The 25,513-nt window shown below is 45.0% G+C and carries 16 protein-coding genes; 10 read left to right on the forward strand and 6 right to left on the reverse strand.

All coding sequences use genetic code 11. From position 1 onward, the window contains the following. Window positions 1-455 precede the first annotated feature (455 nt). On the forward strand, window positions 456-1,097 hold the full coding sequence (locus AAC022_RS22955) for a Fic family protein (protein WP_339734856.1): 642 nt from the start codon (window positions 456-458) through the stop codon (window positions 1,095-1,097). Here the strand turns inward: AAC022_RS22955 and AAC022_RS22960 are convergent. From AAC022_RS22960 to AAC022_RS22975, 4 genes are all read right to left on the reverse strand, one after another. Continuing rightward, entirely contained in the window at window positions 1,063-1,272 is a 210-nt protein-coding gene (locus AAC022_RS22960) for a hypothetical protein (RefSeq protein WP_339734858.1), read from the reverse strand. The two genes, AAC022_RS22955 and AAC022_RS22960, sit on opposite strands and share 35 nt — an antisense overlap. Before the next feature lie 102 nt (window positions 1,273-1,374). Continuing rightward, entirely contained in the window at window positions 1,375-1,584 is a 210-nt protein-coding gene (locus AAC022_RS22965; protein WP_339734860.1) for a hypothetical protein, read from the reverse strand. 34 nt (window positions 1,585-1,618) lie between these two features. Then, the gene (locus AAC022_RS22970; RefSeq protein WP_339734862.1) at window positions 1,619-3,913 is read right to left on the reverse strand and encodes a DUF87 domain-containing protein; all 2,295 of its coding nucleotides are present in this window, start codon (window positions 3,911-3,913) and stop codon (window positions 1,619-1,621) included. Between the two features lie 273 nt (window positions 3,914-4,186). Beyond that, window positions 4,187-5,074, reverse strand: coding sequence for a replication-relaxation family protein (locus AAC022_RS22975; protein WP_339734864.1), 888 nt, complete (start codon window positions 5,072-5,074; stop codon window positions 4,187-4,189). A 55-nt stretch (window positions 5,075-5,129) separates the two neighbouring features. Here AAC022_RS22975 and AAC022_RS22980 point away from each other — a divergent pair, with 55 nt between their 5' ends. Next, window positions 5,130-6,323, forward strand: a complete 1,194-nt coding sequence (locus AAC022_RS22980; protein WP_339734866.1) for a toprim domain-containing protein — start codon at window positions 5,130-5,132, stop codon at window positions 6,321-6,323. A gap of 482 nt (window positions 6,324-6,805) precedes the next feature. Beyond that, window positions 6,806-7,273: a Clp protease N-terminal domain-containing protein gene (locus AAC022_RS22985; RefSeq protein ID WP_339734868.1), complete on the forward strand. Its 468-nt coding sequence runs from the start codon at window positions 6,806-6,808 to the stop codon at window positions 7,271-7,273. Window positions 7,274-7,667: 394 nt separating this feature from the next. Here the strand turns inward: AAC022_RS22985 and AAC022_RS22990 are convergent, their stop codons facing one another. Continuing rightward, window positions 7,668-9,083 carry a hypothetical protein gene (locus AAC022_RS22990; RefSeq protein WP_339734870.1) on the reverse strand — a complete coding sequence of 472 codons (1,416 nt, stop codon included), beginning with the start codon at window positions 9,081-9,083 and terminating at the stop codon, window positions 7,668-7,670. Next, complete coding sequence (locus tag AAC022_RS22995) at window positions 9,080-9,715, reverse strand: hypothetical protein (RefSeq protein WP_339734872.1); 636 nt, start codon at window positions 9,713-9,715, stop codon at window positions 9,080-9,082. The genes AAC022_RS22990 and AAC022_RS22995 overlap by 4 nt, the downstream gene beginning before the upstream one ends. Before the next feature lie 1,426 nt (window positions 9,716-11,141). On the opposite strand from AAC022_RS22995, the gene AAC022_RS23000 reads away from it, so the two are divergent. From AAC022_RS23000 to AAC022_RS23030, 7 genes are all read left to right on the forward strand, one after another. After that, window positions 11,142-11,486 carry a hypothetical protein gene (locus AAC022_RS23000; protein ID WP_339734874.1) on the forward strand — a complete coding sequence of 115 codons (345 nt, stop codon included), beginning with the start codon at window positions 11,142-11,144 and terminating at the stop codon, window positions 11,484-11,486. Between the two features lie 214 nt (window positions 11,487-11,700). Beyond that, on the forward strand, window positions 11,701-13,737 hold the full coding sequence (locus AAC022_RS23005; RefSeq protein WP_339734876.1) for a hypothetical protein: 2,037 nt from the start codon (window positions 11,701-11,703) through the stop codon (window positions 13,735-13,737). A 49-nt stretch (window positions 13,738-13,786) separates the two neighbouring features. Continuing rightward, window positions 13,787-14,524, forward strand: a complete 738-nt coding sequence (locus AAC022_RS23010; protein ID WP_339734878.1) for a carboxypeptidase-like regulatory domain-containing protein — start codon at window positions 13,787-13,789, stop codon at window positions 14,522-14,524. Continuing rightward, window positions 14,525-17,776 (forward strand): hypothetical protein, encoded by a 3,252-nt coding sequence (locus tag AAC022_RS23015; RefSeq protein ID WP_339734880.1) that lies wholly within the window; start codon window positions 14,525-14,527, stop codon window positions 17,774-17,776. A 26-nt stretch (window positions 17,777-17,802) separates the two neighbouring features. After that, on the forward strand, window positions 17,803-18,423 hold the full coding sequence (locus AAC022_RS23020) for a hypothetical protein (RefSeq protein ID WP_339734882.1): 621 nt from the start codon (window positions 17,803-17,805) through the stop codon (window positions 18,421-18,423). A gap of 46 nt (window positions 18,424-18,469) precedes the next feature. Beyond that, window positions 18,470-24,985, forward strand: a complete 6,516-nt coding sequence (locus tag AAC022_RS23025) for a SpvB/TcaC N-terminal domain-containing protein (RefSeq protein WP_339734884.1) — start codon at window positions 18,470-18,472, stop codon at window positions 24,983-24,985. 14 nt (window positions 24,986-24,999) lie between these two features. Beyond that, entirely contained in the window at window positions 25,000-25,320 is a 321-nt protein-coding gene (locus AAC022_RS23030) for a hypothetical protein (protein WP_339734887.1), read from the forward strand. The last annotated feature ends 193 nt before the right edge of the window (window positions 25,321-25,513 follow it).

Below are 25,513 nucleotides of genomic sequence, written 5' to 3' on the forward strand. Positions count from 1 at the left end.
TTACCTCCTATTTCTCACCAATGAAATTGTCAAAGCTTGCTTTACAATTCAATAGCCTACCTTAAGTCCCATTTGCATAGAACACCTAAACAGGACATGTGATCATATATCTCTTGTTCTATTTGTAAAGGCATCAGTTTGAAGTTCCCCACAGAAACCCTATTTAGCTTTCTAGGGTATGAAATCAGAATATTCTAAGAAGGTTTCTCTGAATTATTTATCACTTTTTTGATAGTTCCTTTTCTAAACTACCCAATTCTTTATACCGAATGTCGTCTATATTCATAAACTTCCTGAGTGAGCAATCCAACTTCACCTACAGTTTAAAAAACAACTCTCACCATACAGTGCTGCTTGCTACAGTCTTGATACAGTAACTGCAGAGTGCTAAAGAATTATCGCCGAAGCAAAAACACTTTCTGGTAATTGGGAAATGCTCTCGCTACAGTACGGGCATGGGAAAAAATCAGCACAATAAATACGACGTATCGGGCAATATCGAAGCCGAGTATGTCGATGAAGCAGAGCAGGTGCTCGTCAACAAACGAGGGATTCGAGACCTTGAGACACTGCAAATCGCGGAGGAAGAGGGACTCACCAGGGCGTATGAATCGTTACTGGCAGAAGTCAGAACCGACACGCCGATGACTGCCGAACTGATTTGCCATATCCATTCCCGTATCTTTGGAGACTTTTACGAATGGGCGGGGCGTTGGCGCACCGTGCAGATCAGCAAACCAGGAGCCATCTGGCCTCCCCCGCATTATCTCGACGAGTCAATGCAGACGTTTGAACAGGAAGTGTTGCAGAAATACCCGCCAGCTAAGCTGGTCAGCGACGAGGCATTTTGTGAAGCTGGGGGGGAAATTCAGGGAGAATTCCTGGCCATTCATCCCTTCCGAGAAGGAAATGCGAGGACGATCAAGCTGATGACCAATCTGCTTTCGATCCAATCGGGTAGACCCATGCTGACCTACGATACGTCAAAATCGGGCACGCAACAGTATATTGAAGCCGCCAAAGCGGCACTAGCTCGAAAAGACTATCAGCCGATGATACAGATTACTCAGCAGGCTCTGAAACGGGCTCGGAACTAACCATTGCTTCGAGCTGTTCTCTGAGCCTGGTACGGACCTCGTCCGTAAACGGGGGCAGTCCTTCGATAATGCTATCGCGTTCCGCAACTTCCAGAATGCGCGCGTGCCTTTCTGCCGCATCCTGCAAATGGGGTGAGGCTTCCCGCAATGTCTTTCCTGTTCCGAAGTTATTCATACCACTATTATACTACTCTATGGGAACAATGGCTACAGGAATTTCCCAAAATGAAGACTTAGTTTTCCCTTCAAACCCCTGATAACCACTGCAATACGGTCACTAAATCAGCCGCCACCAGAGTCCATTTTTGCCATTCTTCCAGCGTCCCTGGCCATATTTCCGCATCCAGCAGTTGGTATCATAAGGTTCCATATTCAAGAAGTAGGCAAGGTCCAGATAAAACACCTCTGCTCCCTTGGCGGCGGTGAGGAAATCGAGAATCAATCGATTTCGGGCTTGGATTTCGACGTCGGTCAAAGAGGCTACCATCAGTGTTGCAGACTGCCATCAAAATGAAAATCCGTCAAACCGAAGTGAAAGATCGGGCAATCTGGTTCTGGATGATCTCCACCGGTTGTGCATACCGTCTGCGGGATTGTTCACGAACGAATTCGGAACGATCAATGGAGGACGATTCCGGCTTGATCGTTTCCATCGTGAATGCAGGACGACTCATGCCATCAATCATCAAACGAATACAAGCCCGGTATTTGGGCAGGGCGATCAGATCGGCTGCTTTAACAGGGCCAGTCAGTTGTTCTGCCAGGATACCCGCGTCATGAGGGCCCACGGCAAACACCAGCAGGCTACCCACGTTCCCAAACACTGCCTGCAGAGTCTGTTGATCCACCTGATCCAGGAACTGGGTCGCCAGACAGAGCCCCAGTTTGTACTTGCGGGCTTCTGAGAGAAATACGGAAAAGCTCGATGTCGCGATGTGCTGAAATTCATCACAATACAGGTAAAATGGCCTGCGATCCTGTTCCGGAATCGCTGCACGCGTCATAGTCGCCAGTTGCAGTTGAGTCACGAATAAAGAGCCAAGAAATGAAGAGGTCCGCTCCCCCAGTTTTCCCTTGGAAAGATTGAAAATGATGATCTTTCCTTCATCCATCGCCTTCCGAAAATCAATTCTGCTGTTGGGCTGCGAGACCATGTTACGGATCACCGAATTCGTCAGTAATTGCCGTAATTTATTCTCGACCGAAGCGAACGGGTCCTCCCCTTTCAGGGAACGGAGCCTTGGAAACGTGGTCATCCACCAGTTCCGGACCACCGGGTCTGTCACCCTGACAAGTGTTTCCCGACGAAACGTATCATCGACGGCAAACATCCGCAGCATATCGAGAATCGTACAGTCCCCTGCCAGCATCAAAGCCAGAACCGTGTTCCACAGGATATCCTCCAAACGGGGCGTATGCGTCCCCGTTCCGAAGACTTTCCGAAACGTACTGACCACGCCATCACAGGCAACATCGACCATAAACGGGGGGACATCCAGCGGATTGATACTGACGGGAAACGCCAGATCACTCGGATCAATCAGGATGACATCGTTGGTCCGCTGACTCGGTACGGCTGCCAGGACCGCATGGACCAGATCACCGTGCGGATCCACGACAGCCAGCCCCTCTCCTGAATTCATGTCGGAAAGAATGGCATTCTGCAGGACGGTGGATTTCCCATTCCCGGTTTTCCCGACGATGAACAGATGCCGAAACCGGTCTTCTGTCCGAATCCCGAATCGTTCATGCTGATCCTGAAAGGCCACTCTTCCCAGTTCACAAATCCTGGAACCCAAAGATTCCCTTTCCTTGAGGGGTAACTCCACAGGCGGTTCCAACCGCCGGGAATGTGTCGCCATGCGGGAAACATCACGTACCGAACTGGTGGGAAGATGCCACATGGTCGCCAGTTCTTCATCAGAAATCAGAAACCCCGATCGATTGAAACCATTCTCAGACTGTCTGATTTTTGCAGGCTGAAACGCACCGAAACGGGGTTCCGTGAATTTGTTCAACACAGCCGCCAGCTCATGCAGTTTATTGAGTGCAGTCTGCTGCTGGTTCTGAGGTGCCTGAGCAATCAGTTTTAATCGGACTTCAAACAGATGCTGCCCCAGTTTGACGGACGCGGCCTGCAAATCTTTTTCACTGTCATGCATCCGGGACGAGGTCTTGCTCAGTTCGTCATCGAAACTGAACCGTGATTCTTCAGATCGCACCAAACAACGAACCAATATCGCAACGAACGTCCGCTGCCAGCGTTGGGGGCTACTGGCAAAGAACGCATATTGACGCGCCAACGAACGATGGCTCCGAAAAAAAGGAGTCGCTAAACATTCCAGGACGGACTGTGCCTGTCTACATCGTCGAGGAGGGGCAGGAATCACTTCAAGTTCAATTCTTGCCTGGAGATCAGAGTCCCCCGCTGACACGGCCTGTAAGATCCCACCGATAGGGTCATCCACTTCGTTGTGAATTCCATCTTCAAACTGCTGGTAACGTAAGATCGGAAAGAGATCAGGGCGTAAATGGAGTGACATGACCCAGGTCTGAAACCCAGCGGGACAATCCAGAGTATCCTCTTCCAGCAGTTCAATCGAACAGTCCGGATATTTAGCATGAAACTGACTTTGAATGAGTCGGTGCAAAAGCCTCGGAAATCGACAAAATAAGCCGACCTGCCCTGCGTGTTGTCCAATGATGAAATAAACAGGCTGTTTTCGTGACGTCGCATGATGAATGGCAGCCAGAATCGACCGCATGTGCCGTGGTCCTCGTTCGTTGGTGGGGGTGTCACTTATCGAAATCAGCATTAGAACGACAGCCTACATCAGCAGAGCAAGGTTGTCAGTGTAAAACAAATCTGACGCTTCCGTTGAAATCACTTCTTGAGTGAATTAGAACTGAGACGCGAATGCGTCACACAAAGGACCCGCGTCAGAAGTTGCATGTTTCATCGGCGGGCTTTGCCTCGTTGTGGCTTGCAATCTGCTCGGGGGTGGCTGACCAGTCCGAGCAGGAGTGGCGAGTTTGATAAAACTCAGCACCATCGGAGCAACGAGCCTGCCAACAGGAGCCATAAGTTATCACAGTGCCTTCGGTCTTTCCAGAAAGGGTGAGGCAATCTGAAACTGCCGTGACTGTGATCGCAACAGAGGAATGTTCCTGTTTTGGGGTGAATGAAAACAGGGACGAAAAAAGGCATCGGGATGTGCCAGATAATCATCCAGTAACACTACATAAAACGGCGATAAGGATTGTTCAGATATTTTGTATTGCCCGGCAACATCAACAATATGCCGTAACCGATCTGACGAACCGGTAATCGCAAAGAGCACACGGTACGGTTGAGGCATGACGACCATATCGACCAGATAACGCCCCATTTTACTCGAAATACTGTCTGCACTTTTGTACGACAGCACCGATTCAGTACTGTTATCCAGTTCCACACAATAAGAGAACTGCGTTCCATTCGGCAATGCCAAAGTAAAACGAGCATCAGGCCACAGTGGACGTTCTCCGCAATCAATGCGAAACGTGTTTTCCGGATGATAATCCATGACTTTGATTCCCCGATGGTGGGCGGCGGCATAGGTCTGAACGATGAACTGTGACAATGCACGTTGATGTCGATGCCGTCCGGGACTGATTTCGTGAAAGAACCGTTTCGTGGGCGGCTCAATATGATCGTCCTGCATCACGGTACGATAACCGGCCAACGTCAGTTTGTAATACAGCCGGGCACCACCTGGGCCAGTCGTGGCATAGCGCCACGAATGCAACTGGCCTGCGGTGGTCAGGTCTTTCATGCGTTCCTGCACCCGCCGCAAACTCAGGAACGGCTGTGACCAGGTCTGACTCAATTTGAGAATCTCTTCCGCCGTCAAAGGGCAACGAGCCAGCGCTACCAGGATGTCATCATCGCGTGCGGTTTTTTGCCAACGTGATTTCGTGATTGATTTTGTTGTCATACGTTGGCATCCAGCGTAACATTTTCTCTCTCACATTGCTGACACTCCCACTTGCATGGCACACAGAAATCGTGGATACATTGACGTTGATTCGTTGCAGCAGGAACTGATTGCCGGTGGTGATATCGTCGAACGCATCGCTAGTTTCTACAACGTTTCCTTACCGGAACTGCACAAAACGCAGAACGAAACGCGACTGGCGTGTATTTTCGCCTGTGGTAAAGAACAGGAAACCGGCGATCGTGCCATCTCGGTCAAAACAAAACAGGACGGAGCCGTGTTTCGCTGTTTTCAGTACGGCTGCACGGTCCGGGGAAACCTGCTCAATCTGATGTATTTAATGAAGCACAATTCAGAACCGGCAGATGGAAAACTGAAAGGTCGGGAATTCAAGGAAATCGCCTCTGATCTGCAAGCACTCGTTGCAGGACGGACACCAGAACCAAAAGCACCATCAACACACCAATCCCCCGCAACGGAATCGATGGAGGATGAGTCCCCACTCATCAACATCCCCTTGAAAGATTCCGAAAACGAACGGGCACGTGAATTGGTCAACCTTGACGAACAGTTTATTACCGATGTCGCGGAGATGTCACCCAAAGCAGCCGCCTATATACGGAAACGCCCGTTTATGACTCCCGAGATCATGAAAAAGTTCCGTTGTGGTTACCTTCCTAATAACGCAAAGGGACTATTACGAGGTCATTTTGTTTATGGCTATCCCGATGCAGACGGAAATATTCTGACCTGGTTCGGTCGGAATCTGAACTACGAAGACCAACACAAAAAATGGCAAGGTTCTGGCGACAGTTCTAAAGAACCGCAGAAATTCAAATTTGTGAAGGGATTTCATCGGGGACAAGAACTCTTTGGTGAACCACAATTCCACGAACTCGCCACTCCGGTACAACTCCAGCAAACCGGGATCATTCTGGTTGAAGGCCCCAACGACGTGATTAACCTGCACAACCTCGGAGTTCCCGCTTTAGCAGTCTGCAGCAATACTATTACCGAAACCCAGGCTGACAAGTTAGCATCCTTGGCGAACAGCATTCCCGGTGGACATGTTTCGGTCATGTATGACCTCGATCGAGAAGGCGAAAATGGGGCGAAACAAACTGTGCTGGAACTGGCAAAACGTTGCCGTGTGCGTCTTGCTTGGACAACCAATCTATTAGATGGCCAATTTCGTAATCGGCAACCGGAATATGTGACTGCTAAAGATTGGGATATAATGTTACGCTGATAATTTTGCTAATACTAAAGTAAGGAGAACAGGCAGTATCTGGCAATCATCTCTGTACTGTTGATAAAGGGTGTGCGACTACCAACAAACACCATAGCGGAACAAGACGCCCGTTATCACATCCCTTTTGTTCTTCGAAGAATCCACTTTAATACTGGAAGTTAGTAAATATAGTCTTTTGACTTCGACAAATGTTCTCAAGGATTTTATAGTACACTTATTATCGACTAATATCTGGAAAAGGCAGTCAGGTAGAAGCTATCGTTCCTGCAAAAATGAACAGGCGTAAGAAATGACTCAGACATTTCAAGTTACATCACGATTGAATTGATTGATTCCCACAAAACCAACTAGACCTACAAACGGGAATCAATTCGATCACAGCAATGTCAAGCTTTGAAGACAAAGAACACTGAATTAAATCGATCTTCGATCTAAGCCTGAATCGATCCTTGAGTAAACTATTAATACGGAGGCGAACTGTGTACGAGGATTTTACTGACCAAGCAGAAAAAGTCATGCAGTTAGCTAATACTGAAGCCCTACGGTTGAATTACGAACACCTTGATACCGAAAATATTTTAGCAGGCCTGATGAAAGAGGGATCAGGAGTTGCTGTCAACTTTCTAATAAAGTTGGATATCGATTTACGTATTATACGTCTGGAAGTTGAAAAACTTGTACAATCAGGACTTGATTGTGTCACTAGTGTAAGGTTACCACTTACACTCCAAGCGAAGAAGGTGATTGAATTCGCGCGGGAAGAGAGACTGACACTTAACGACAACTATGTGGGAACAGAGCATCTATTCCTGGGGATCATGCGGGAACAAGATGGTGTCGCTGCTCAGGTTTTGGTAAACCGCGGACTAAAATTGGAAGAGTGCCATGAGGAATTTTTAAACCTTCTCGGTGCGATAGCCCGAGACTGGCGGACTCCTGAAGAGTGAATTATGCGGCCAGTTGTTGAGCATCTCTTCATTCGCAAACTTTTATAAAATGCTCTCGATGCTTATCGACATGCTAAGGCTGGTGTGTCCGAAGCCGATAGGCTAAGGGGCTTATACCGCTTCGCGGCCGTTCCCTGTCCAGGGAATAGTGCGTGACCCACGAGGGGCGACCAAAGGGAGACGCGAGGCCGAGAGTGGAGCCATTGCATCCCTGGAATGTGTCGGAAGTCTCGGCCTCGCGGGTTCCCGCCCGCGAGTGGTGTCACCTCATAAGAGGCTTTTCTTGGCTTTGCCAAGCCCCGTTTGGTCGATTCCCAATCGCCAACGGACGCGTCTAAACCCGCACCTGCCTGCGGGGGTAAACGCGGGGTGTTTTGCGATGTCAGTTGCGGGCCTATTGAGCAATCAATTGAAAACGGCTTTTTACTTCTCTGTCACCCGATCCCAACTGAACTGAGAGAACATCCAGACATTGACTCAAACGGTATTCTTCTCTCTTTTTGAATCGATCCCGAAAGAACTCGCAGTCGAGTTGCTCTAAAGCTGTTTGTTCGATTTTTGCTTGTTCATCGAACGTCAGTTCATTCCAAATAGACCGCACTTGCTCTCTGAGGCGTTTTTTCTCCCGCTTGGCTGCTGATACCAGCTCCTCTTCAATCTGAGTCTCTACAGCTTCTGCATGATTGTTCTGAAGAGACTGGTGTTTCTTTTCCTGAATGAGAAGAGAATCTGGTTTCAACCAATTCCCTTCAATGGCTCGTCGTAACATGCCCAGTGAATTGCGATCCGGATTTCGATGGGGTAACCACTCGATCTGTTGTTGGATTTCTTCCAATCCCCTCTTCTGGGACAAATCTTTGGCAATTTCATCATCAAATCCTGCGTGTTGCAGTAACTGAAATGATTCCAAATTTTCAACAGCAACAACAGCTGGTCCGTTTTGTTGTTTGTCAGTGTTATTTTCTTGTGGCTTTTCTTCAGTCTGATTTTTGAACCGTTTGGCTGGTCGGGTTTCTGAACCGTTACTGGTCTGGATTTTATACCGTTGTCGAGTCGCTGGTCTGATTTTTGAACCGCTCACCTCACGATTGGCTTGCACATGCCAACGAATGGCATAGGTAGAGGGACGTCGTATAGTGTGACTGGGATCAATCCCCCCTTTCTGGACACAGTGAATGTAACCCGTCTCGATAGCGTGCTGAATCGCTGCACTGAGAGTCGATCGATCACTCAGATTCACGTACTTCTGAATATAACTGTACGACAGCGGAGCAATTTGACGTCGTCCCCCAAACTGGTTCTGATAACCCACCGTGTGACGCAAGACTGTCCCAACCACCTTCACTACCGCTAGTGTCTCCTGCCTCACAATCAGATCAAAAAAACTATTCGGGATCGGCGTGCGATATCCTTCCCCCGCAAAGAACCCATTGAATGTTTCAGGAGTCTTTGCATAGTCATTGCCGGTATCCCAGCGAAGTGCATATTGAGCCGTCTCCGCTGCCTGATTATTCCCATTTGCCTTCCCTTGCTGAATACAAATGATAAATCCAGCTGCAACTGCTTCATCCAATGCTTTTCGAATCGCTCCTCTACTGATTCCCGCTTCACTGATAAGGTCTCGATACGAGATGCTGATATCCTGTTCGATGGGATTTCCCTCTGTATCGAGCCAACCCAGTGTTTTTCGCAACAGATAAGCCACCAGTCGAACTGTTCCTCGTGAATGATGTGGCAGGCAGACATCAAAGAACTGATTGGGGCAGTAAAGGTAATTCGCCGTCAGATGTTCAAAGCCGTTGAATCTCATTTACGGGGTTTTCTGGAAATAAATCGGTTCAAAGTCGGAGTCTCATACCACCTGTGTAACTTTGGTTTGGTCTTTGCAGTCTGCTTTGTTTTCGGAGTGGCTGCACCTTTCGGTTTTGTAGAGCGTGTTGATTTATTCTTAACATTTCTCTTACCCTCCTGTTTCGAAGAAGACTTGTTTGTCTTCTTCGGTTCTTCAACAACTACTGCTTCCACTGCCTTATCATTTCCAAGATCAATAATCGCATCTTGTCCGGATGGTGTCTCACGCTTTTGGAAGTCATCCTTTGGTGCCTCTCTCTGAGCCCCAAGCAGGCTGACGTCAGCAAACTTCCCCATCACTTGATGCACTTCTTTAAGAAGTTCTTTCGTATCGGTGTGATCTTCCTTCAACGTATCAAACATGTCTTTGAACATTTTGATCTGTTCCATGAACGATTGCTTGTCCTGCTGATGTTCATTAGACCGTCGATCATTCTCCTGCTCCAGACGGATTATATGTGATTTCAAAGTGGAGACCAGTTCGTTGTCTGTTGAGGTAGGTGAAGGCTTTGATTCTTCTATCCTTTGAGATTCCTTCTCAGATTGTTTTTTCTCTTTTTTTGATGCCTCTTTATCGTAATGTTCTTGCACCCATTCACGCCGGGCATACCAGGTCGGCGAGAGTCCCTGATTGGAGAGTTCTTGTATCAGTTCCAGTGTCACTTCGGTTCCCATAAGTTCCTTACCATTGTCGGTTCGCAGTTTGAGGTTTGGGAGAATCTTAGAGTCCCCTACCCTGACCGCCTGACTGAAGTCACGGGTCAACGAACGATGGGAGCGATTGAACTCTTCTTCGATCTCTTTCTTGGTGAGATAACCTGCGATGGGTGAGACTGACATGGGGCTGACGGGATGACAAATAAGACCGCTCCAGAGTAGCGTTGCTGCTGACAGGATGTCAACAATTTCTGTCGCCCCTCACGACAGGATGTCTGACACCCCGTCACTTGTCAGAGGGGGATGACAAACGTAGTTTCCGCTTGTCTAAGCGAAAAAGAGGACTCATCAATCGAAGATGTCATACCGTCAATTTCCCGTTGTCAGCCCCTTAACAGGATGACAGCCATGGTGTCAGACGGGGAGTCATGTCAGGCTGTCGCGAGACAGGAATCAGGCTGTCATCATCCCGTCAGCCGGAATGACAATTGACCGACAACCGAGGTGATCGCAGCAGGGGATTCAAGCTACGTTTCAACTGTGAGTTATAAAAATAGCCACGATCAAAGAGACTTCTTTCTGCAAAGATTACTTTGCAACTCAGAGACAACTAGACGAACCACCAGAGAAGAAAAGATACCGTACACATTCGTTTTACTCCACTGAATTGCAGTGAAAAAGTAAACATTTAGTCTGCAAACGTGAGATTCTCAAGCATTTCCAACTGACCTGTCCATATCCCATCGATTACCTGGTCCGAACTTCGTAGAAGCCAGCGGCGGTTCGAATATTCAACTACTTTGTCATGCCTGTAAAGGTTTTAAGTCGAGCGACCTCGTACCCGTTTCTATCATCTACGAATCGTGGTACTAAAATCACTAACCATTGCATAAAGCAGAGAGGCGCTGGCTGGTGAATTCTGAAATCATAGCCATCACTCGTGCATAGTGAATGCGGTTGTTACTCGCGCCGCTGTCCGCGTCATCAACGCAAAACAAAGTAAAATCAATGTGTGGATGAGTACCAACGCTCTTCGGAACCCAAAAAACCCGTGGAATATTACCCAGTTACAAATTGCACAGCGCCTTCATATTCACATCAAACAAATTACTCCGATTCATAGGAATCTAATGTTTAGATTACTTTCATTAAACTGTACACGAAAATGAGTTTTTCATTGCGATAATTAAATCCCAAGTATATATAGGAAAATACATTTATTCAGTGCACATAAAAAACAGCTTCAAAAAAGGCATATTATGAGAAAAGCTGTATTTGTTTTAGCAATTAGTTTTTTGCTCCCTTTTTCTTATGCTGATGACAGACGAAATAAGAAAAATCGCTTAACGGTATACTCAGCATGGGGGCAGAGTCTACTTCTAAATCACTTCGTGAAGAAATTAATCTCTTAAACAATACTGTTAGCACCTTAAAAACAAAAGTTAGAACAATTGAAAAAAAGGTCAGACATGTTGATGACGATTCAAGAGGAGGTATGAAAATAAACTCCAACCTTCAAATAAATGGAGATTCGATTAAGATTAGTGAAAAGGTTAAAGTTGGGAAAAAAAGAATAGAAGGGAAGCTTGAAATCCGTGCAATTGATGGCCTAGGAGAAAAAAAACACGGACTGTTGCATCACACGTATCAGGGTAAATCAACAAGTATCCGTACTACAAAACCAATTCACAATGTTAATTATTGATAACATTTGAAGGACTTAATCAACACAAATACTTGGTAAGAAGAAATTCAATCAAACCAATTTTTTAGACTCTTTATGAATCTTCAACATCTCTAAAGTTTGAACCATGAAAGCAACCAAGCGGTCTTTCATATTTCAAACATCACTTACCTCAATAAATTTAGTAAAGCTCCACTCTCATTCATAGTCAGTTGTCAACGTTGAGGAACAATCTATGCCACGTTTAATTTATATTTCCATTTTTATACTTCTTATTGCTTTGCAAGATCAAGCTGTTGCTCAAGAAGCTTCTGTTAAGGATTACACAATCAAGCTTCGTGCTGGTTGGAATGCGATCTCATTTATTGATCCACCAACTGAAGCGGTCGAGTTTCCAAATACGGTGGATTGGTTGGTAGTGCCTAGAGACGGTAAGCTTCTCATTCATGACCTAAAGGGGGGCCAAGCGGCATTAGATACGTCTTCTTTACTACCTGAAGTAGTGAAGTCAAGTTTCAACGGCATTGCAGATTTAAACGTCGGAAGTTTGAAACCATATGAAGGTTGTATGGTATTTTGTAATAAAGACACGGAGATTGGTCATTCTGTTTCTGATCTGAAATTACTGAAAATGCCAAAAATACCTGTAGGCTCTTGGACTTTCGTTGGTGTCCCGATTGGTCGTTATGGAGACACACCAAGTGATTCCGATAGTGGGTTTTATCCGCCTAATGAGGCTCCTTTCTTTTCATTTTTCGCAATAACAAAAGGCAAAGAACCAGAAGTTTCGTATCTCAGTACTACACGACCAGACTCAGAAAACCTCAACGATCTTTCAGAATCATGGAAACAGGTAAGGCTCAATTCTGAGTCAAAAGGAAATTGGCGTGAGGAATGGAGATTAAGGCAAGGCGAAGCTATTTGGATCAAAGCCAAAGAAAAACATCTGACTAAACCAGATCTCCGTGTAACTGCTATTGAAGAGGTGAAAATTGAGCTACAGCAACACCAGAAAAAGGAAACCCCACCATGGCATGCCGACTTGTCAAAATCAGTCATCCTCTCTTTTGGAAGTTCGTTAAATTATGTGGATCTCAAGACGTCCGTGGCTCAGGGCTCTTCTCCCTGCGTTCTACATTTACACGAAGTTGACTGGTATAAGGTGGATAACGATTGGTACGAGTTTAACGAAAATGGACGACCAACAAAAAAGAAGTTACTTTCTATTCTTAAGGCTGCATCAAAAGATATTGGAACAACACCTGGTGAAGGTTTTGTTCGCATCGAAAAGCCAAAAGATGAACCCAGAATCTCGATCTCCCACAAATATGCGGTGGTTCCATATCTTGAATCTTCACACGGTCCCTGGTCCTATAACCGATCCATTCGAATAAATACCGAACGAATGACTAAAGGTAGTGTTGTTGACGGTACGTTAAGGAATCGTATTCTCGAACCAGGTATTTATCTCGGACGAATCCGCCTAGTTTCTTCGGCGAAGAACCAAACCACGCTTCCTAATACAATCATTTTTCTGGAAGTACCAGAACTTTATGGTGGTTATGAAGGCTCTATTGCAGCGCAAGTATTAAGCATTCGAGGAGTCAACAGAAAGGACCCAAGAACATTCTTCGCCGAGATGACAAATCGAGAATTAGGAGCCAGTATACCTTTTGCTGACTTACAAAACGCAGCGCGTCCTGGTGCACGCAGTATTCAGATTGGAACGTTTCCAGTGCGAGTCCGATTTCTTCCAAACGGTAATGCTGTTTCAGCAAAGTTTTTGCGAAACGGCTCGTTTTTGATTAACGAAGACATGCCTCTCAATGTCTCTTATAATTTTATCGCATTACACAGTGATTTTCATGCGGTTAATGTCTCGTTGGATAAAGCAAAAAAAACTCTTTTTTTAACTCAAAAACTGTTTCGTAAAGTCAAACCAAGTTTAGTTCCTATTCTAGGTACTCCGCAACCCGCGCCAACTTCCGACAATTCCAATGAGAAAGATGTGGAGGTGCAACGAGAGATACAAGTTTTACTGCAAGAAGAAGCATCGGGATATTTGCGGGGAATCTTTATCGAGCGTCTTGGTCGATCTAAGTCGCAACCTTCAAAAGGTAGTTTTGTTCGACGAATGGAGAAAAACGTAGCGACTGGGAGAGTGACAAACTTTGAACAGGATATTTTCGTGATTGGAGAAATCAACCTCTTCCGCACAACAACGATGAATCAAGAAAAGAAAGTTGTCGATCAGGAAAATGGAACTGAGTAGGTTAAATACTTAGACAATACGGTTGCGAACATAGGGGAGAGAAACAACGATGAGTCGTTATCTGAATCAGTTTGTTAAAATAAATGTGTACCAAACATTTGTTATGTTTCTAATGAGCATTGCGCTTATATGTATTGGAAACGATACTTTTGGGGCTGAAATCACGGGTACTATTAAAGATAAGTCTGGCGTAGTAGTACCGTTTGTTGACGTGATATTGTATCACCAAGGAAACCACTCTACGACTACAAAAACCGACGCTGACGGTAACTTTGCACTTGAGACAGAAAGAAACGGCAATGTTCAATTGACAGTTAATCGGCTTGGGTACCACTCTAATGTAAGTACTGTCTTTGTGCCTGCAACTTCAGTTGATCCTATCGAATTAGAGATCACATTGAAAGAACAGGACCGATCACAGCGAGGGTCAGAACGGTTGCTTGTCATAGACCCTTCACTCAACCCTGGTTCTAAGTTAGAGGGTTTCGTTTTCCCAGCTATTGGCGCGAAAAAATATGAGTGGAGTGTAGCAGTGGCAACACAGGAAACGATGTTTTCAACGCCTGTTGCATGGAATATTGTAGATCAAAAGAACCAGGAAGGTGATGGTGGTGAACTCTACGGCTTAGTTCTGAGTGATGATATATGCGCTGCTCATGAACATGTAAAAGTCTTGGTTAAAGTTAAAGTCCACTATGCTGGCGTCCCAGTTCAGGATGTCGTGAAGGAAAAGATCCTTCTGATTTCGCGCCGATCAATGTTAACTATGGGAAAAGGAGCTAACTAAATGAAGTATTTTTGCATCCTTATTTTTTACACTTTATTAATATTTATTAATTCAGTTGATGCTCAAGACGATGCGCAGTCATTTATCGAGAATGCTCGGAAAAGTTTTAAAAATGGTTCTGGATACAAAACAAATCAAGACGGAAAAAACGCATTTAAAATTTTGGAACGATTTAAGACTATCCCAAAAGATATCGAAGAACATAAGGAAAATACAATCCCACTTCCAACGGTTTTGAATCAATATCGTGGAGGTAATCATCGTGCAAACTACCTCGGTGGAGTGCATAATCTGTTTAAGAAGTTGAGTACAGACTTTGTCCCTGGTACAGTGGGCCTGAAAGAAGATGAATATAACAAATTTAAGACTCTGCTTCATTCGACTGAAGAGGAAGGATTTCGCAACTATCCTGAAGCAGAGTTGATGCTGGCTTCGGACAATTTACTGAATGCCCTAGATTCTCGCTTCATGGATAAAACGAACGCGGCAACTAGCGATGATTCACCTGAAACCAATGACACTGCTACAGACGGTAACGATATTGCTCCTGAAGAAGAACCAAAAATTACAGAGGAGGAGAAACAAAAGAAACTAGAGCGAGATCAAGCAGTACACCGAGATTCCAATAGATCAATACTGGATGCTTCACCCACTCATTATTTTGACATTGCTTCCGAAGAGGCTGGCCGAGGATTACGTAGTTGGTGGTTGTTTCGACAAGATGTTGAGTTACTTGATCATGAATATAGACCAACTGAAGAAGCAGGTTTGACACGCACACCTCTTGAATCCTTGTTTATGCAACTACAAGAGCGACGACTTCAAGCGAAAATCAATGGGGCGAAGAAAATATTCAATGAATCCTCTCGTAACAAAAAGGCCAAATCCGAAATCAAAGAAGCTCGAGATGAAGCAGAAAATCGATTACATGAAGTCGGATTTGAATCATACTTGAGCCTAGCGATGCTTGGAGCATCCCATAAAAAGAGTACTGATTTTTCAAATAGCGGTGCAGGTGAACTACGCACAAAATTGGGAGTTGCTTCACGTGTCTATTCAATGATTCGAGCAGGGAAGCAACCCGATGGTTATATTGAATCATTCATTCCAAATCGGAATCCTGTCGAACTGTATGCTGATGCTGTGACGGCTACTCTTTCAGCCATCTCCAAGGAAAACGTCGCGCGTACCTCGAAGCATACACAACTCCTGTCTTTCGGACAGATCGCTGCTGAAATTAACAATCAGCGTCAGTCATTCCGATATCCGTTGGAACAGTTATCAGGATTTCGGTTTGAAACACAAAAAGTCAAACATCGTGGAAAAACTTTGACAATCAAACAAAAGATCGAAAATGGGCATGAAATTGAAGTTGACCTCGATCCATCGAATCCTGAACATCGTGCACAGTTCTTTGCTGAAGTCGATCGTCGAATTGCTACGGTCTTAAAATTACATTTTGATGATATCTCTCGACGTACTAAATCTATCACAGAATCAATACACAGCGAACAGGGGGTTCGTAATGCACGGCGTCTAATTGCTAAAGCCGATGCGTCAAGTAAATCAATCAATGCCACACAATTGTCGGTTGACTCATTTGGTGCGTTGGGGGGGAGTGCCATTGAAATTCGAAAAGCCATGACCGCGGTCAGTCAGGCTTATGAATCGTTGAATCATGAACTGGAGCGTATTCTTGACGAGCAACAGTATGCAAATGATCTAAATGGGATTGACCAAGATGAATTTAACACAACCAAACAAGTTCTGAAGGCTTGGGCAAGGGACCAAGAAAAACTAGCATCCGATCAGGTGAAGTTTAGTTCGACTACCATCAGTGACTCCGCCGGAGTCACCATTTCAAATACTGGTGGTGGAGTCTCCTTTTCTCAAGGTCGTTCCAGGAACCCATTAGAACAAAAGCTAGCCGATGCTCGAAAGGAAGAAGTACGCAAACAAGTAGATAAGGACATTCTGTTGTCTAATGCGCGTCTTAATCGTGATGCCAAAGTACGTGCGGCAGGATTGCAAAAGACTTTGAACGAATTATTTCGAAGCTTTGAGCAACGTGTAGGAACATTGCAGCAGGCATTGCTAGAGCTGGATGCTGCACAAAACGCCTATGCGATGAACCGATCAATGCTAGAGTCACTTGTGGAAGATTGGGCAGCAGCCAAAGAAAAAGCATTAGAGCAGTTTGAAGGTTACGCCGCCCAGTGTGTTCAACGAGAATCAAGTCGAATCGATGCTGACCAATCCTTATCTGACGCAGTTACAGCATGTTACTTGGCATCTAAGGCGATGCAATACGTATGGGTTGAGCGATATTCCAACCCAGTAACCGTAATGGGGACTGGCACCGATGTTGTCTTACCTAAAAAAGCCTTCCGACCGTTTACTAACCCCGAAAGTGTACTGGGAGCGCGTGATGCCAACGAATTACGTGATTTTCTCGAAGCGATCTATGTCTGGCACAATACTTTGGGATCAGGGCTGCGTGGTTCACCACGTGGTAACGAAGTAGCATTTACAAAAATGATCTCGCTTCGTCGTGATATACTGGGAATGGATGAGTATGTAATACGACCTACTGATAGTAGTTTGCCGCTCTCAGAGCGGCGTCGACTACGAATGGATGAGTATCGTAATTGGCTTGAAAAGCAATTATATGAACAACGCGGTGATCTATCGGCGTTTGCTTTTCAGTTTGCTACTGAGATTGACACCGACAAGTTCTTTTCCCGTGATGAATGGAATCAAAAAATTCTTCGTATCGGCGTGAATTTCTTGGGAGACCAACTTCCCGCCGCATCGCCATCGATTTCGTTAACCCAGAGTGGAGTTGTTTCAGTCCGTCGTTTTCCACCAATCTTTGGCAATATTGAACGATATTCACTCTCCGGTTACGGGCTCAATGAATTCGAAGATGTTTTTGGACGACCTGCTGAGCAGCGTACTTATGACAAGATCTCGGAAGTTCAAATTCAAGCTTCACGTCGTGACTTCTTAAAAGATCCTGATCGTACAATGAGTAGCGCGCTGGTGGATATGAGTGTTGCCGCGGACCGCTGGGCTTTCTTTATGAACTTCAGTGATCCATCGAACCGAATGAATTCAGGCAAACCCTTTCCGATCCGCAATCTTACGGACATCGAGTTTATCTTCATGTACTCGTTTAATCACCCAAGTGACGATTTGGCTATTCAGCTTCGACGCGAGTGGGATCGACTTGCTAGTTCCATCCGTCAATAAATATATTAACCAGAAAGAATGAATTAATGCTCCTATACAAGATATTTCAAAATTTCATCGGCTTGGTAACGGTCGTACTAGTAATAAACGTAACTACTATTGCTAACGCCGAAGAACGACATTTAACAGTTAGCGTATCTGGAGAAATGCTCAAAACTGATGGTGCAACAATACCCGCAGGTAGTAAAGGAAAACTTATTGCTCAACTGTTTGATGCTCCAGGTGGCGGTGATCCGATCTGGACTGAGGTCACGCATGACGAAATTAGATTTCCCGCAAATAATTCTCACGCAATAGTTCTAATATTGGGAAAGAAAACTGAGCTGATAAACCCAGCCACAAATGTTCCGATTAAACTTAAAGACACCAAATGGCTCCTGCTTACTCTGCAGGTAGAAGATAAAACTTATACTACGCCGAGGTTGGCTCTGAATGTTGCTGGATATGCTCATCAAGCAACAGAAGCCTATAAAGCCGCAGCTGATGGAGAATTGAAAAAGATTATCAATAACTATGAAATGCGCATCAAGAAGTTGGAAGACACCCTCGCTGCTCGCGAGGCTGAGCTAGCGAATTTGATGAAAGGTTTCCGAAAACTACGTGAAGAGGTCAACGGAACCCCACCAAAAAATCCAGTGGAGATGTAATATCTTGATTTTAGGAATGCCATGACTTGAAGTTAGGAAATCAGCTATGCAACGCGAGCGAGCGGCATCAAGTTCTACAAAAGTATGCAGTTTTTTGAGTTTAACCGTTGCAAGTTTTTTAGTATGGATCATTGGATATGATGTCGTAGTTGCTCAAACATCACAACCTAAAGGAATAACACTTCAACGTCTTTCTCTACCTAGGGGGCCAGGCAGTATCGAAGGTCTTGGCGAGTCTTTCGAGTCAGACCTGGCAACTGGGTCTGCGCGCTATTCGATTCAATTTGATATTCCACCTGCCGCTGGTGGTTTTGCTCCAAGTTTGACTCTCTCCTATGACTCTAACTTAGGAGTGGATCTATTTGGGCTTGGTTGGTCACTCTTTATAGATTCGGTTCAACGTCAAACAGATAAAGGCATTCCTCGCTATGGAGAAATGGACACATTTATTTGTGCGGGGGAAGAGCTGGTTCAGGTCAAGGATGGTAGTTTTTTTGCTGAAAACTGCAAGGACTATGCACGATATCGAAGACTTGGCAATGGGTGGGAGAAAATACTTCCCAGTGGAGTTAAGCTGATTTTCGGTGAAGAGCCACACGCCAGAGAGCATAGGCCTAGTACTGACGACTTTGACGGTACATTTCGATGGCTACTTTCGAGTTCTGTCGATCTTAATGGGAATCGAATTGAATACTTTTACAAAGAACTGCCTGAATCCGAAGGTGTGAAGTGTCTTTCGCAAATTCGCTATGGTTTCCAAGACTCTGGCTCAACGAACTATCATGAAATTGTTTTTGACTACGAGAAATCACGCGCCCCATCAACATCGTTCGTAAGCCGTTTTCGACGAACGATTGGTCATCGTTGTCGACAAGTCAAAGTGAACACAATTGTTGACTCTGCCGCGACGAATATTCGAAATTATGTGTTTCAATATCATGAAACTGCTCGCGTCCCATTAATTAAATCAGTCATTCAATCTGATGTAAATGGTACTGAGTTGCCTCCTCTACGTTTTCAGTACCTGCCCTCAATATTGGGTAATTCAAATCCAGGAGAATTAGCGTTTGAAGGCGTGAAGATCCACATTCCGGCACATTTACGGCAAGAAGACATTGCCCTTTGTGATTTGAACCGCGATGGATTACCTGACATCTGCTATTCGGTGCCGGATAGCGAATGGCGATACCTATTAAACGAAGGAAATATGAACTTTTCAAAAGTTCACATTTTCAAAGGTATCCCCACGAGCCTCAGTCTTCGTGATCCCAAAACGCAACTTGTGGACATCAATGGAGATGGTCGAATTGATTTGGCTACCACCGTTCCCAATGATGAAGGAGACCAAAGGGTTGCATATTACGAAATCACAAAAAGTCTCACCAACGCCTCAGGAATTCGACGTTCTGAAATAGAGTTTCGACATCCTGAAATAAAAGAAGGAGCGAAGAGAATTTTCTCGAACACTTGCTCTATTGATCTGACTACTGAAGGAGTGCGCCTCTTTGATATTGATTTCAACAAGTGCGTTGACTTCGCGAGAATTCTCGATGACTCGTTCCTCTTTGCAACAAACAAAACTGAGCCTGACGGATCGCGAAAATGGCACGAAGAAAAAGTTCATTTTTCAGATTCGAATTTTCCCAATAATACCGTTAGCCCAACAATGCGTCTGGTTGACGTGAACGGTGATCGATTGATGGACTTTGTTGATATGTTCGAGCGCGATGGAACTATCAGAATCACATGTTATTACGGAACGGGTGATGGACAATTTGGAACAGGTCAACTGCTCCAGTTCATTACTGGAGACCAAACGTCTGACATCGGTGAGTTTCCTACCTCAAACCTGGCAACATTTCACTTCGCTGACATCAACGCTGACGGTCTATCGGATTTGGTCCACGTTATTCCAGGCAACGTCCGCGTTTGGCCATCACGAGGAGAATTCTTTGAGGAACCTATTGATTGGAGAGGCCCAAACTACCGCTCGTCTGCCCAAATCTTACTGCAAGACATGAACGGGAATGGTAGCACAGACATTGTCTGTATCGACCCTGAAGTTGAAGACGAAGAACAACTCAAAGTGCTGGATTGCTTCCCACCGGGGCGTGGGAATCTGCTTTCTCAGATTACGAATGGAATCGGTAAGCAAGTTGATCTCAAATATCGCCCACTTACAGATTACTACCTAGGATCACTAGCAAGTAAGCATCCGTGGCACAGTTTTTCTCCACTTCCCCTTCATGTAGTAAGCCGTATTTCACGATCGAACTCTTTGGATTTAGATCAAGATGGCCAACTCGACTCCGAAGTAACGAACATCATTTATGCTGAGCCATTTTACGACGGACGCGAAAAACAATTTCGCGGATTCGCACACGTCACTCGCATTGAGTGGGGAGATAACCTCGATGAATCTCAGTCGGGCACTGCAACCACTGTGACACGACATTATTTTCACACCGGAGCGCCTGATGGAATTGATAACGATCAAAACGACAAAACTGATGAATTTAATCATATTGCCGGTGCAGAAGAGGAACCACTCAAAGGCCGACTGCTTTGGGAAGAAATTTGTGGTATCGCTGCAATCGAACATAACCAAGATTACACGGCATCATGGCCGCTAAAATCGGGCGCAAACGATGATTATGACAATAATAGCAATGGAGAAATTGACGAAAGTAACGAGCAAATTTTCGCCCACAATGACCTCGTTTACCGACGCAGGGTGAACGAGTGGAAATTGCGCCGCTTGTACGACGAGAACTCAGCGCCACCGCTAAATAACCATCACACTAAAGACAAATTACGGATCATACGTGACGCTCACCTTGCAGTCGAGCATGTACAGTATACCGAAGGTCCAAATGTTGTGAAGCTCGAAGAAATAGAGAGAGCCAGGTTTAAACCTCGAGTCGTAAGAAAAACATTCAAATTCAACGAATTCGGAGGTATGACCGAGAAGGTTGAGTATGGGGTCATCTTTCCGGCTGATCTGAGAGATTCACCTCGCAAACAGATTATTGAGTATGCACATCAAGGGAGTGCAATTCAGGATTGGATTCTAGATCGCGTGGCACGTACAACCATTCAAAGTGAAGTTGGAAATATCGTTTCTGGAGAACGTACTTTCTATGGTGACCAGACCGATAAATTCGATACCCACCCCCTCTTCCAGCTTAAATCTCGTGTACTCAAAATTCGAACCGAACGACTATTACTTCCTGATTCACAAAAAGGAATTAGCCCTGAGCGAATTAACAATAATGATCTTTGGGTTCAACGCTCAGTCGAAGGTTACGACAAATTCGGCAACGTTTCTTGGATTCTTGATGGTGAAGGAAATCCAGCAGTCCCCAAAGACGGGCATTCACGCAACCTGACTTACGACCCTATTTTCAATGCCTTTCCTGTTAGTGAGACGATTTTTGTTGGAGCAGAAAAACAGCTTCGCGCAAAAGCGTCTTTTGATATCGCATTTGGAGTGATCACTGAGCTCGTCGATTTTACCGAAGATGAACCGATCACAGTTCAGGACAGTGTGGCGGGAAATCCGATCGGTGGTAAACGATCAGTTAAAGGTAAGAAAACAACCATTAAATATGATTCTCATGCAAGACTTTCAGCTTTAATCCGTCCCGATGACTCAAGCAACTTTCCAACGGTGAGTTATACCTATATACCAGCAGACCCCATAAACAAACTGCAATATGTCTACGACGAAAATGGGGGTTTAAATCTTCTGACGGTATCTGATAGTTGGACAGTTCCCCTTGGAATCAATAACGGTAACGTTTCATTAGTCTCCGGCCTTTCTGCCGTTGTCACTCAGAAACGTGAAAATGCGGGAAACGAAGCGACGGTCGGCTCAGTCACATTCACCGATGGATTTAACCGTTCTATCGCAAAGATAAACGAAAATACGCATGATCAGAATCTCTTTCTTGAGAGCGTTTTATTGGACTCACGAGGAAATCCAAGCCAAATCTTTCAGCCCCACGAACAGGATGGCTGGTCTCCCATATCAATCGCTCGCCGACAGCAAATCAAACGCGACCCGCTAAATCGAATAGTTTCGACATCACATCCCAAGGATGCAAATAACTTTGTCGCTTCCTCTCTCACTCATTTCCTTCCGCTTACCGAACGCCGGTATGACGAAGAAGATAATCGTTCCGGTAGCAAACACGAAGGAACCTTCACTGATCTCGTTCAAGACGGATTTGAACGACTTGTTAAAGTCGTTGAGCACGTGCGACTTACAGATGATGGGGAACAGTCTGCGAAGATCAATATTTGGCCAACAACGTATGGCTACGACCTGCTTGACAATCTTACCAAGATTACCGATGCTCAAAATAACATCAGCTATCATCATTACGATAGTCTCAGTCGTCGTCGTAAAATCAATGATCCTGACCGTGGAAAATCAACCTACGATTATGATCTTGCTGGCAACCAAACACAGAAGAAGGATGCCCGTGGGTCGACAATTAACATCAAATACGATGGTGCTAATCGCAAACTCACTGAAACAGGTACATATAACGGTTCAGTTGAAACGATTTCATTTCACTACGACACTTCTAAGCCCGGTCTACTGGATATGCCTGGTAACCAGTTCACGCCAAAGAATTGCCTTGGTCGATTGACGTGGGTTAAGGACTTAGCGGGAGAAGAGCATCACAGCTACTCTGCACGCGGGCTAGTAAATTGGACACTACGCCGATTCAACGCCGAAGGCGAAAATCGTGTCTATGTACGCTCGGAAAAATTCGATTCTCAAGATCGACGAATCCAACAGAATCTAACGAGCCACGACAGTGATCCACTTACAATTGTAAGCCGCTATAACAAACGAGGCTTAACCAAAGCGTTTGAGGTCAATAACGCCTCTATCGTCGAATTCGACTATCACCCTAACGGCGTGGTAAGGAACACCAAATATGCAAACAAAACAAAAAAGACCACAGAGCTAGATCATCGTCTACGGCTTCGATCTCTAAGGATATCAAAACCTGCAGGCGGAACTCAACAAGACCTCATTCACAATAATTACACCTACGACCAAGTGTCAAACATCCTTCGTATTGATGACCTTCGCCCCACATCCGTTGTACCATTCAATGATCCACGACGAAACACACAAGTCTTCAGTCTTGACGATGCTTACCGTCTTAGGTCAGCTTCTTACGTAACTGGACCACCCGATGTAGATGCAACAACCTCGGTTGCTTTCAAGTTTGATCGAATAGGTAATCGACTTGAAAAGACTGCTAGCGGCGTGCTTCCCAATGATGAACATTGGAAACGTGGACTCGGCAAGGCGAGCTATGCTACACGTAGCAACCAAAACGGAGCAGTTGCAACCCAGTCAGGGCCACATGCGATGTTGTCCTCCGATCAAGGGTCGAATCTCAAATATGACGAATCCGGAGCTGCAACTCAATATGATGAAAAAGAGTTAACCCGTGATGCTTGGGGGAGAATCACACAAGTTACTGATGCTGGCAATACCATTGCAAAATATCGATATTCTCACCGAGGCAACCGCCTTCTAAAGGTTACAGAAGACCGAGTATACTACCCGTTTAAAGAGGTACGTGACAGTACAGCGACAGGTTTACGGCACTACTTGCTCAATGGCTCTGAACGCCTTGTCTGTTACACAAACGGACAACGCCGTTTTCACCACTATGATCACATCAACTCAATGATTCTCTCGACAGCTGACGATGCCTCGAAGTTGGAAGAGATTGCATATTTACCGTACGGTGCAATTCGCAATATTACAAAAGACGCACAGAATACTCTATCCTCAACGTTTCGCTTTTCAGGAAAGGAACGCGATGAAGAGTCGGGACTTATATATTTTCAAGCTAGATATATGAACTCGAGCATCGGCTCATTTTTCGAAAGCGATCCACTACTCTTCTCCTCAAAGCACTCGCTATTAACGATGCCATTGTCAAAGAATCCCTATTCATACGGGTTGGCCAATCCTAACGCATTTATAGATCCAGATGGGAAGCATCCTTTAGTGGCTATACTTGTTCTGGTTGGCTTGGAGCTTACGAATACGCAGGCTGCGAATGCACCAGGGCCGAACGACCAAGCTGTTAGCACCAACACCTTCCTAGGGACTGTTGGCAACGTTGCTGGTACACGGGTAGTCGGTGCGTTAGTGAGTTGGGTTGGAAAGACATTCAGTCGAGTGTCACCTAAAGCTATAGGACCAATCACAGGCTATTCAAGGCATGGACTTCATCGCGCAATAGGGCGAGATGGTGGACGTGGAGTAAGCTCAAGAGCGATGTTGAATGCAGCAAAAAACCCTAGCAAGATATTAGAACAATCTCGTGGAACGACAATGTACAAAACTAAAAAAGCAACAATTGTTCTTAACAAAGATGGAAAAATTGTATCTACTTGGGGTAAAGCAAGAGGACCTCAGATTTGGTCAAAAGGAACAACTCGTCCTTCTGGCGGAGGTGCTGCACAACGTAAAGCAAATCAAAGTGGTTTTAGCTATAATCCAAATTTAATTAAGGACTAAAGGGTACAAATGAAATGAGTTCATTAAAAGAGCGAATAGAGGATCTTGAAAAACAAGTCAAAAATAACAAAAAAGATTTCTTTAAAGTCATTAAACAGTTCAAGTATTACAAAACTATTGCAATAGACTGTAAAAAAGGTGAAAAAAAATCTGTAAAATTAATTCGTATTAATGAAGGCTTTGCAATCCTTGGGGAAATCAAGGGAGACTTTTCAAGTGAAAAAGACCGTGCGTGGCTTAAAAGAGAAAATGGTAACTGGTACCTAAAGGCCCGTTCAGGGAATGGGGAAATTAGAGTAAACGCTTTAGTCTTTAAGTACCCGCGCAAGTCGTGAATTTGCATTTTGAATATCCCAACAAATCATGGGAGAGTTTATCCAACTACATTTAGGTTCTAGAACGGTATTTCATATACAAATAGAAAACGCATGTAAACTACTTATTTTATCGTTTCTTGAAACTGGCAAATGAACTTCTTGTTGCCTCTATAAACGAACTGGATTTACAAAATTCAAAAACTAGTCGACG

This window comes from uncultured Gimesia sp., from assembly GCF_963976445.1.
GTDB lineage: Bacteria > Planctomycetota > Planctomycetia > Planctomycetales > Planctomycetaceae > Gimesia.

Excerpts from the sequence above, each read along its gene's own strand:
- AAC022_RS22960 (WP_339734858.1), bottom strand. The coding sequence starts at position 1,272 with ATGAATAACTTCGGAACAGGAAAGACATTGCGGGAAGCCTCACCCCAT.
- AAC022_RS23025 (WP_339734884.1), top strand. The coding sequence starts at position 18,470 with ATGCAACGCGAGCGAGCGGCATCAAGTTCTACAAAAGTATGCAGTTTT.
- AAC022_RS22965 (WP_339734860.1), bottom strand. The coding sequence starts at position 1,584 with ATGGTAGCCTCTTTGACCGACGTCGAAATCCAAGCCCGAAATCGATTG.
- AAC022_RS23020 (WP_339734882.1), top strand. The coding sequence starts at position 17,803 with ATGCTCCTATACAAGATATTTCAAAATTTCATCGGCTTGGTAACGGTC.
- AAC022_RS23010 (WP_339734878.1), top strand. The coding sequence starts at position 13,787 with ATGAGTCGTTATCTGAATCAGTTTGTTAAAATAAATGTGTACCAAACA.
- AAC022_RS22955 (WP_339734856.1), top strand. The coding sequence starts at position 456 with ATGGGAAAAAATCAGCACAATAAATACGACGTATCGGGCAATATCGAA.
- AAC022_RS23005 (WP_339734876.1), top strand. The coding sequence starts at position 11,701 with ATGCCACGTTTAATTTATATTTCCATTTTTATACTTCTTATTGCTTTG.
- AAC022_RS23015 (WP_339734880.1), top strand. The coding sequence starts at position 14,525 with ATGAAGTATTTTTGCATCCTTATTTTTTACACTTTATTAATATTTATT.
- AAC022_RS22970 (WP_339734862.1), bottom strand. The coding sequence starts at position 3,913 with ATGCTGATTTCGATAAGTGACACCCCCACCAACGAACGAGGACCACGG.
- AAC022_RS23000 (WP_339734874.1), top strand. The coding sequence starts at position 11,142 with ATGGGGGCAGAGTCTACTTCTAAATCACTTCGTGAAGAAATTAATCTC.
- AAC022_RS22980 (WP_339734866.1), top strand. The coding sequence starts at position 5,130 with ATGGCACACAGAAATCGTGGATACATTGACGTTGATTCGTTGCAGCAG.
- AAC022_RS22990 (WP_339734870.1), bottom strand. The coding sequence starts at position 9,083 with ATGAGATTCAACGGCTTTGAACATCTGACGGCGAATTACCTTTACTGC.
- AAC022_RS23030 (WP_339734887.1), top strand. The coding sequence starts at position 25,000 with ATGAGTTCATTAAAAGAGCGAATAGAGGATCTTGAAAAACAAGTCAAA.
- AAC022_RS22975 (WP_339734864.1), bottom strand. The coding sequence starts at position 5,074 with ATGACAACAAAATCAATCACGAAATCACGTTGGCAAAAAACCGCACGC.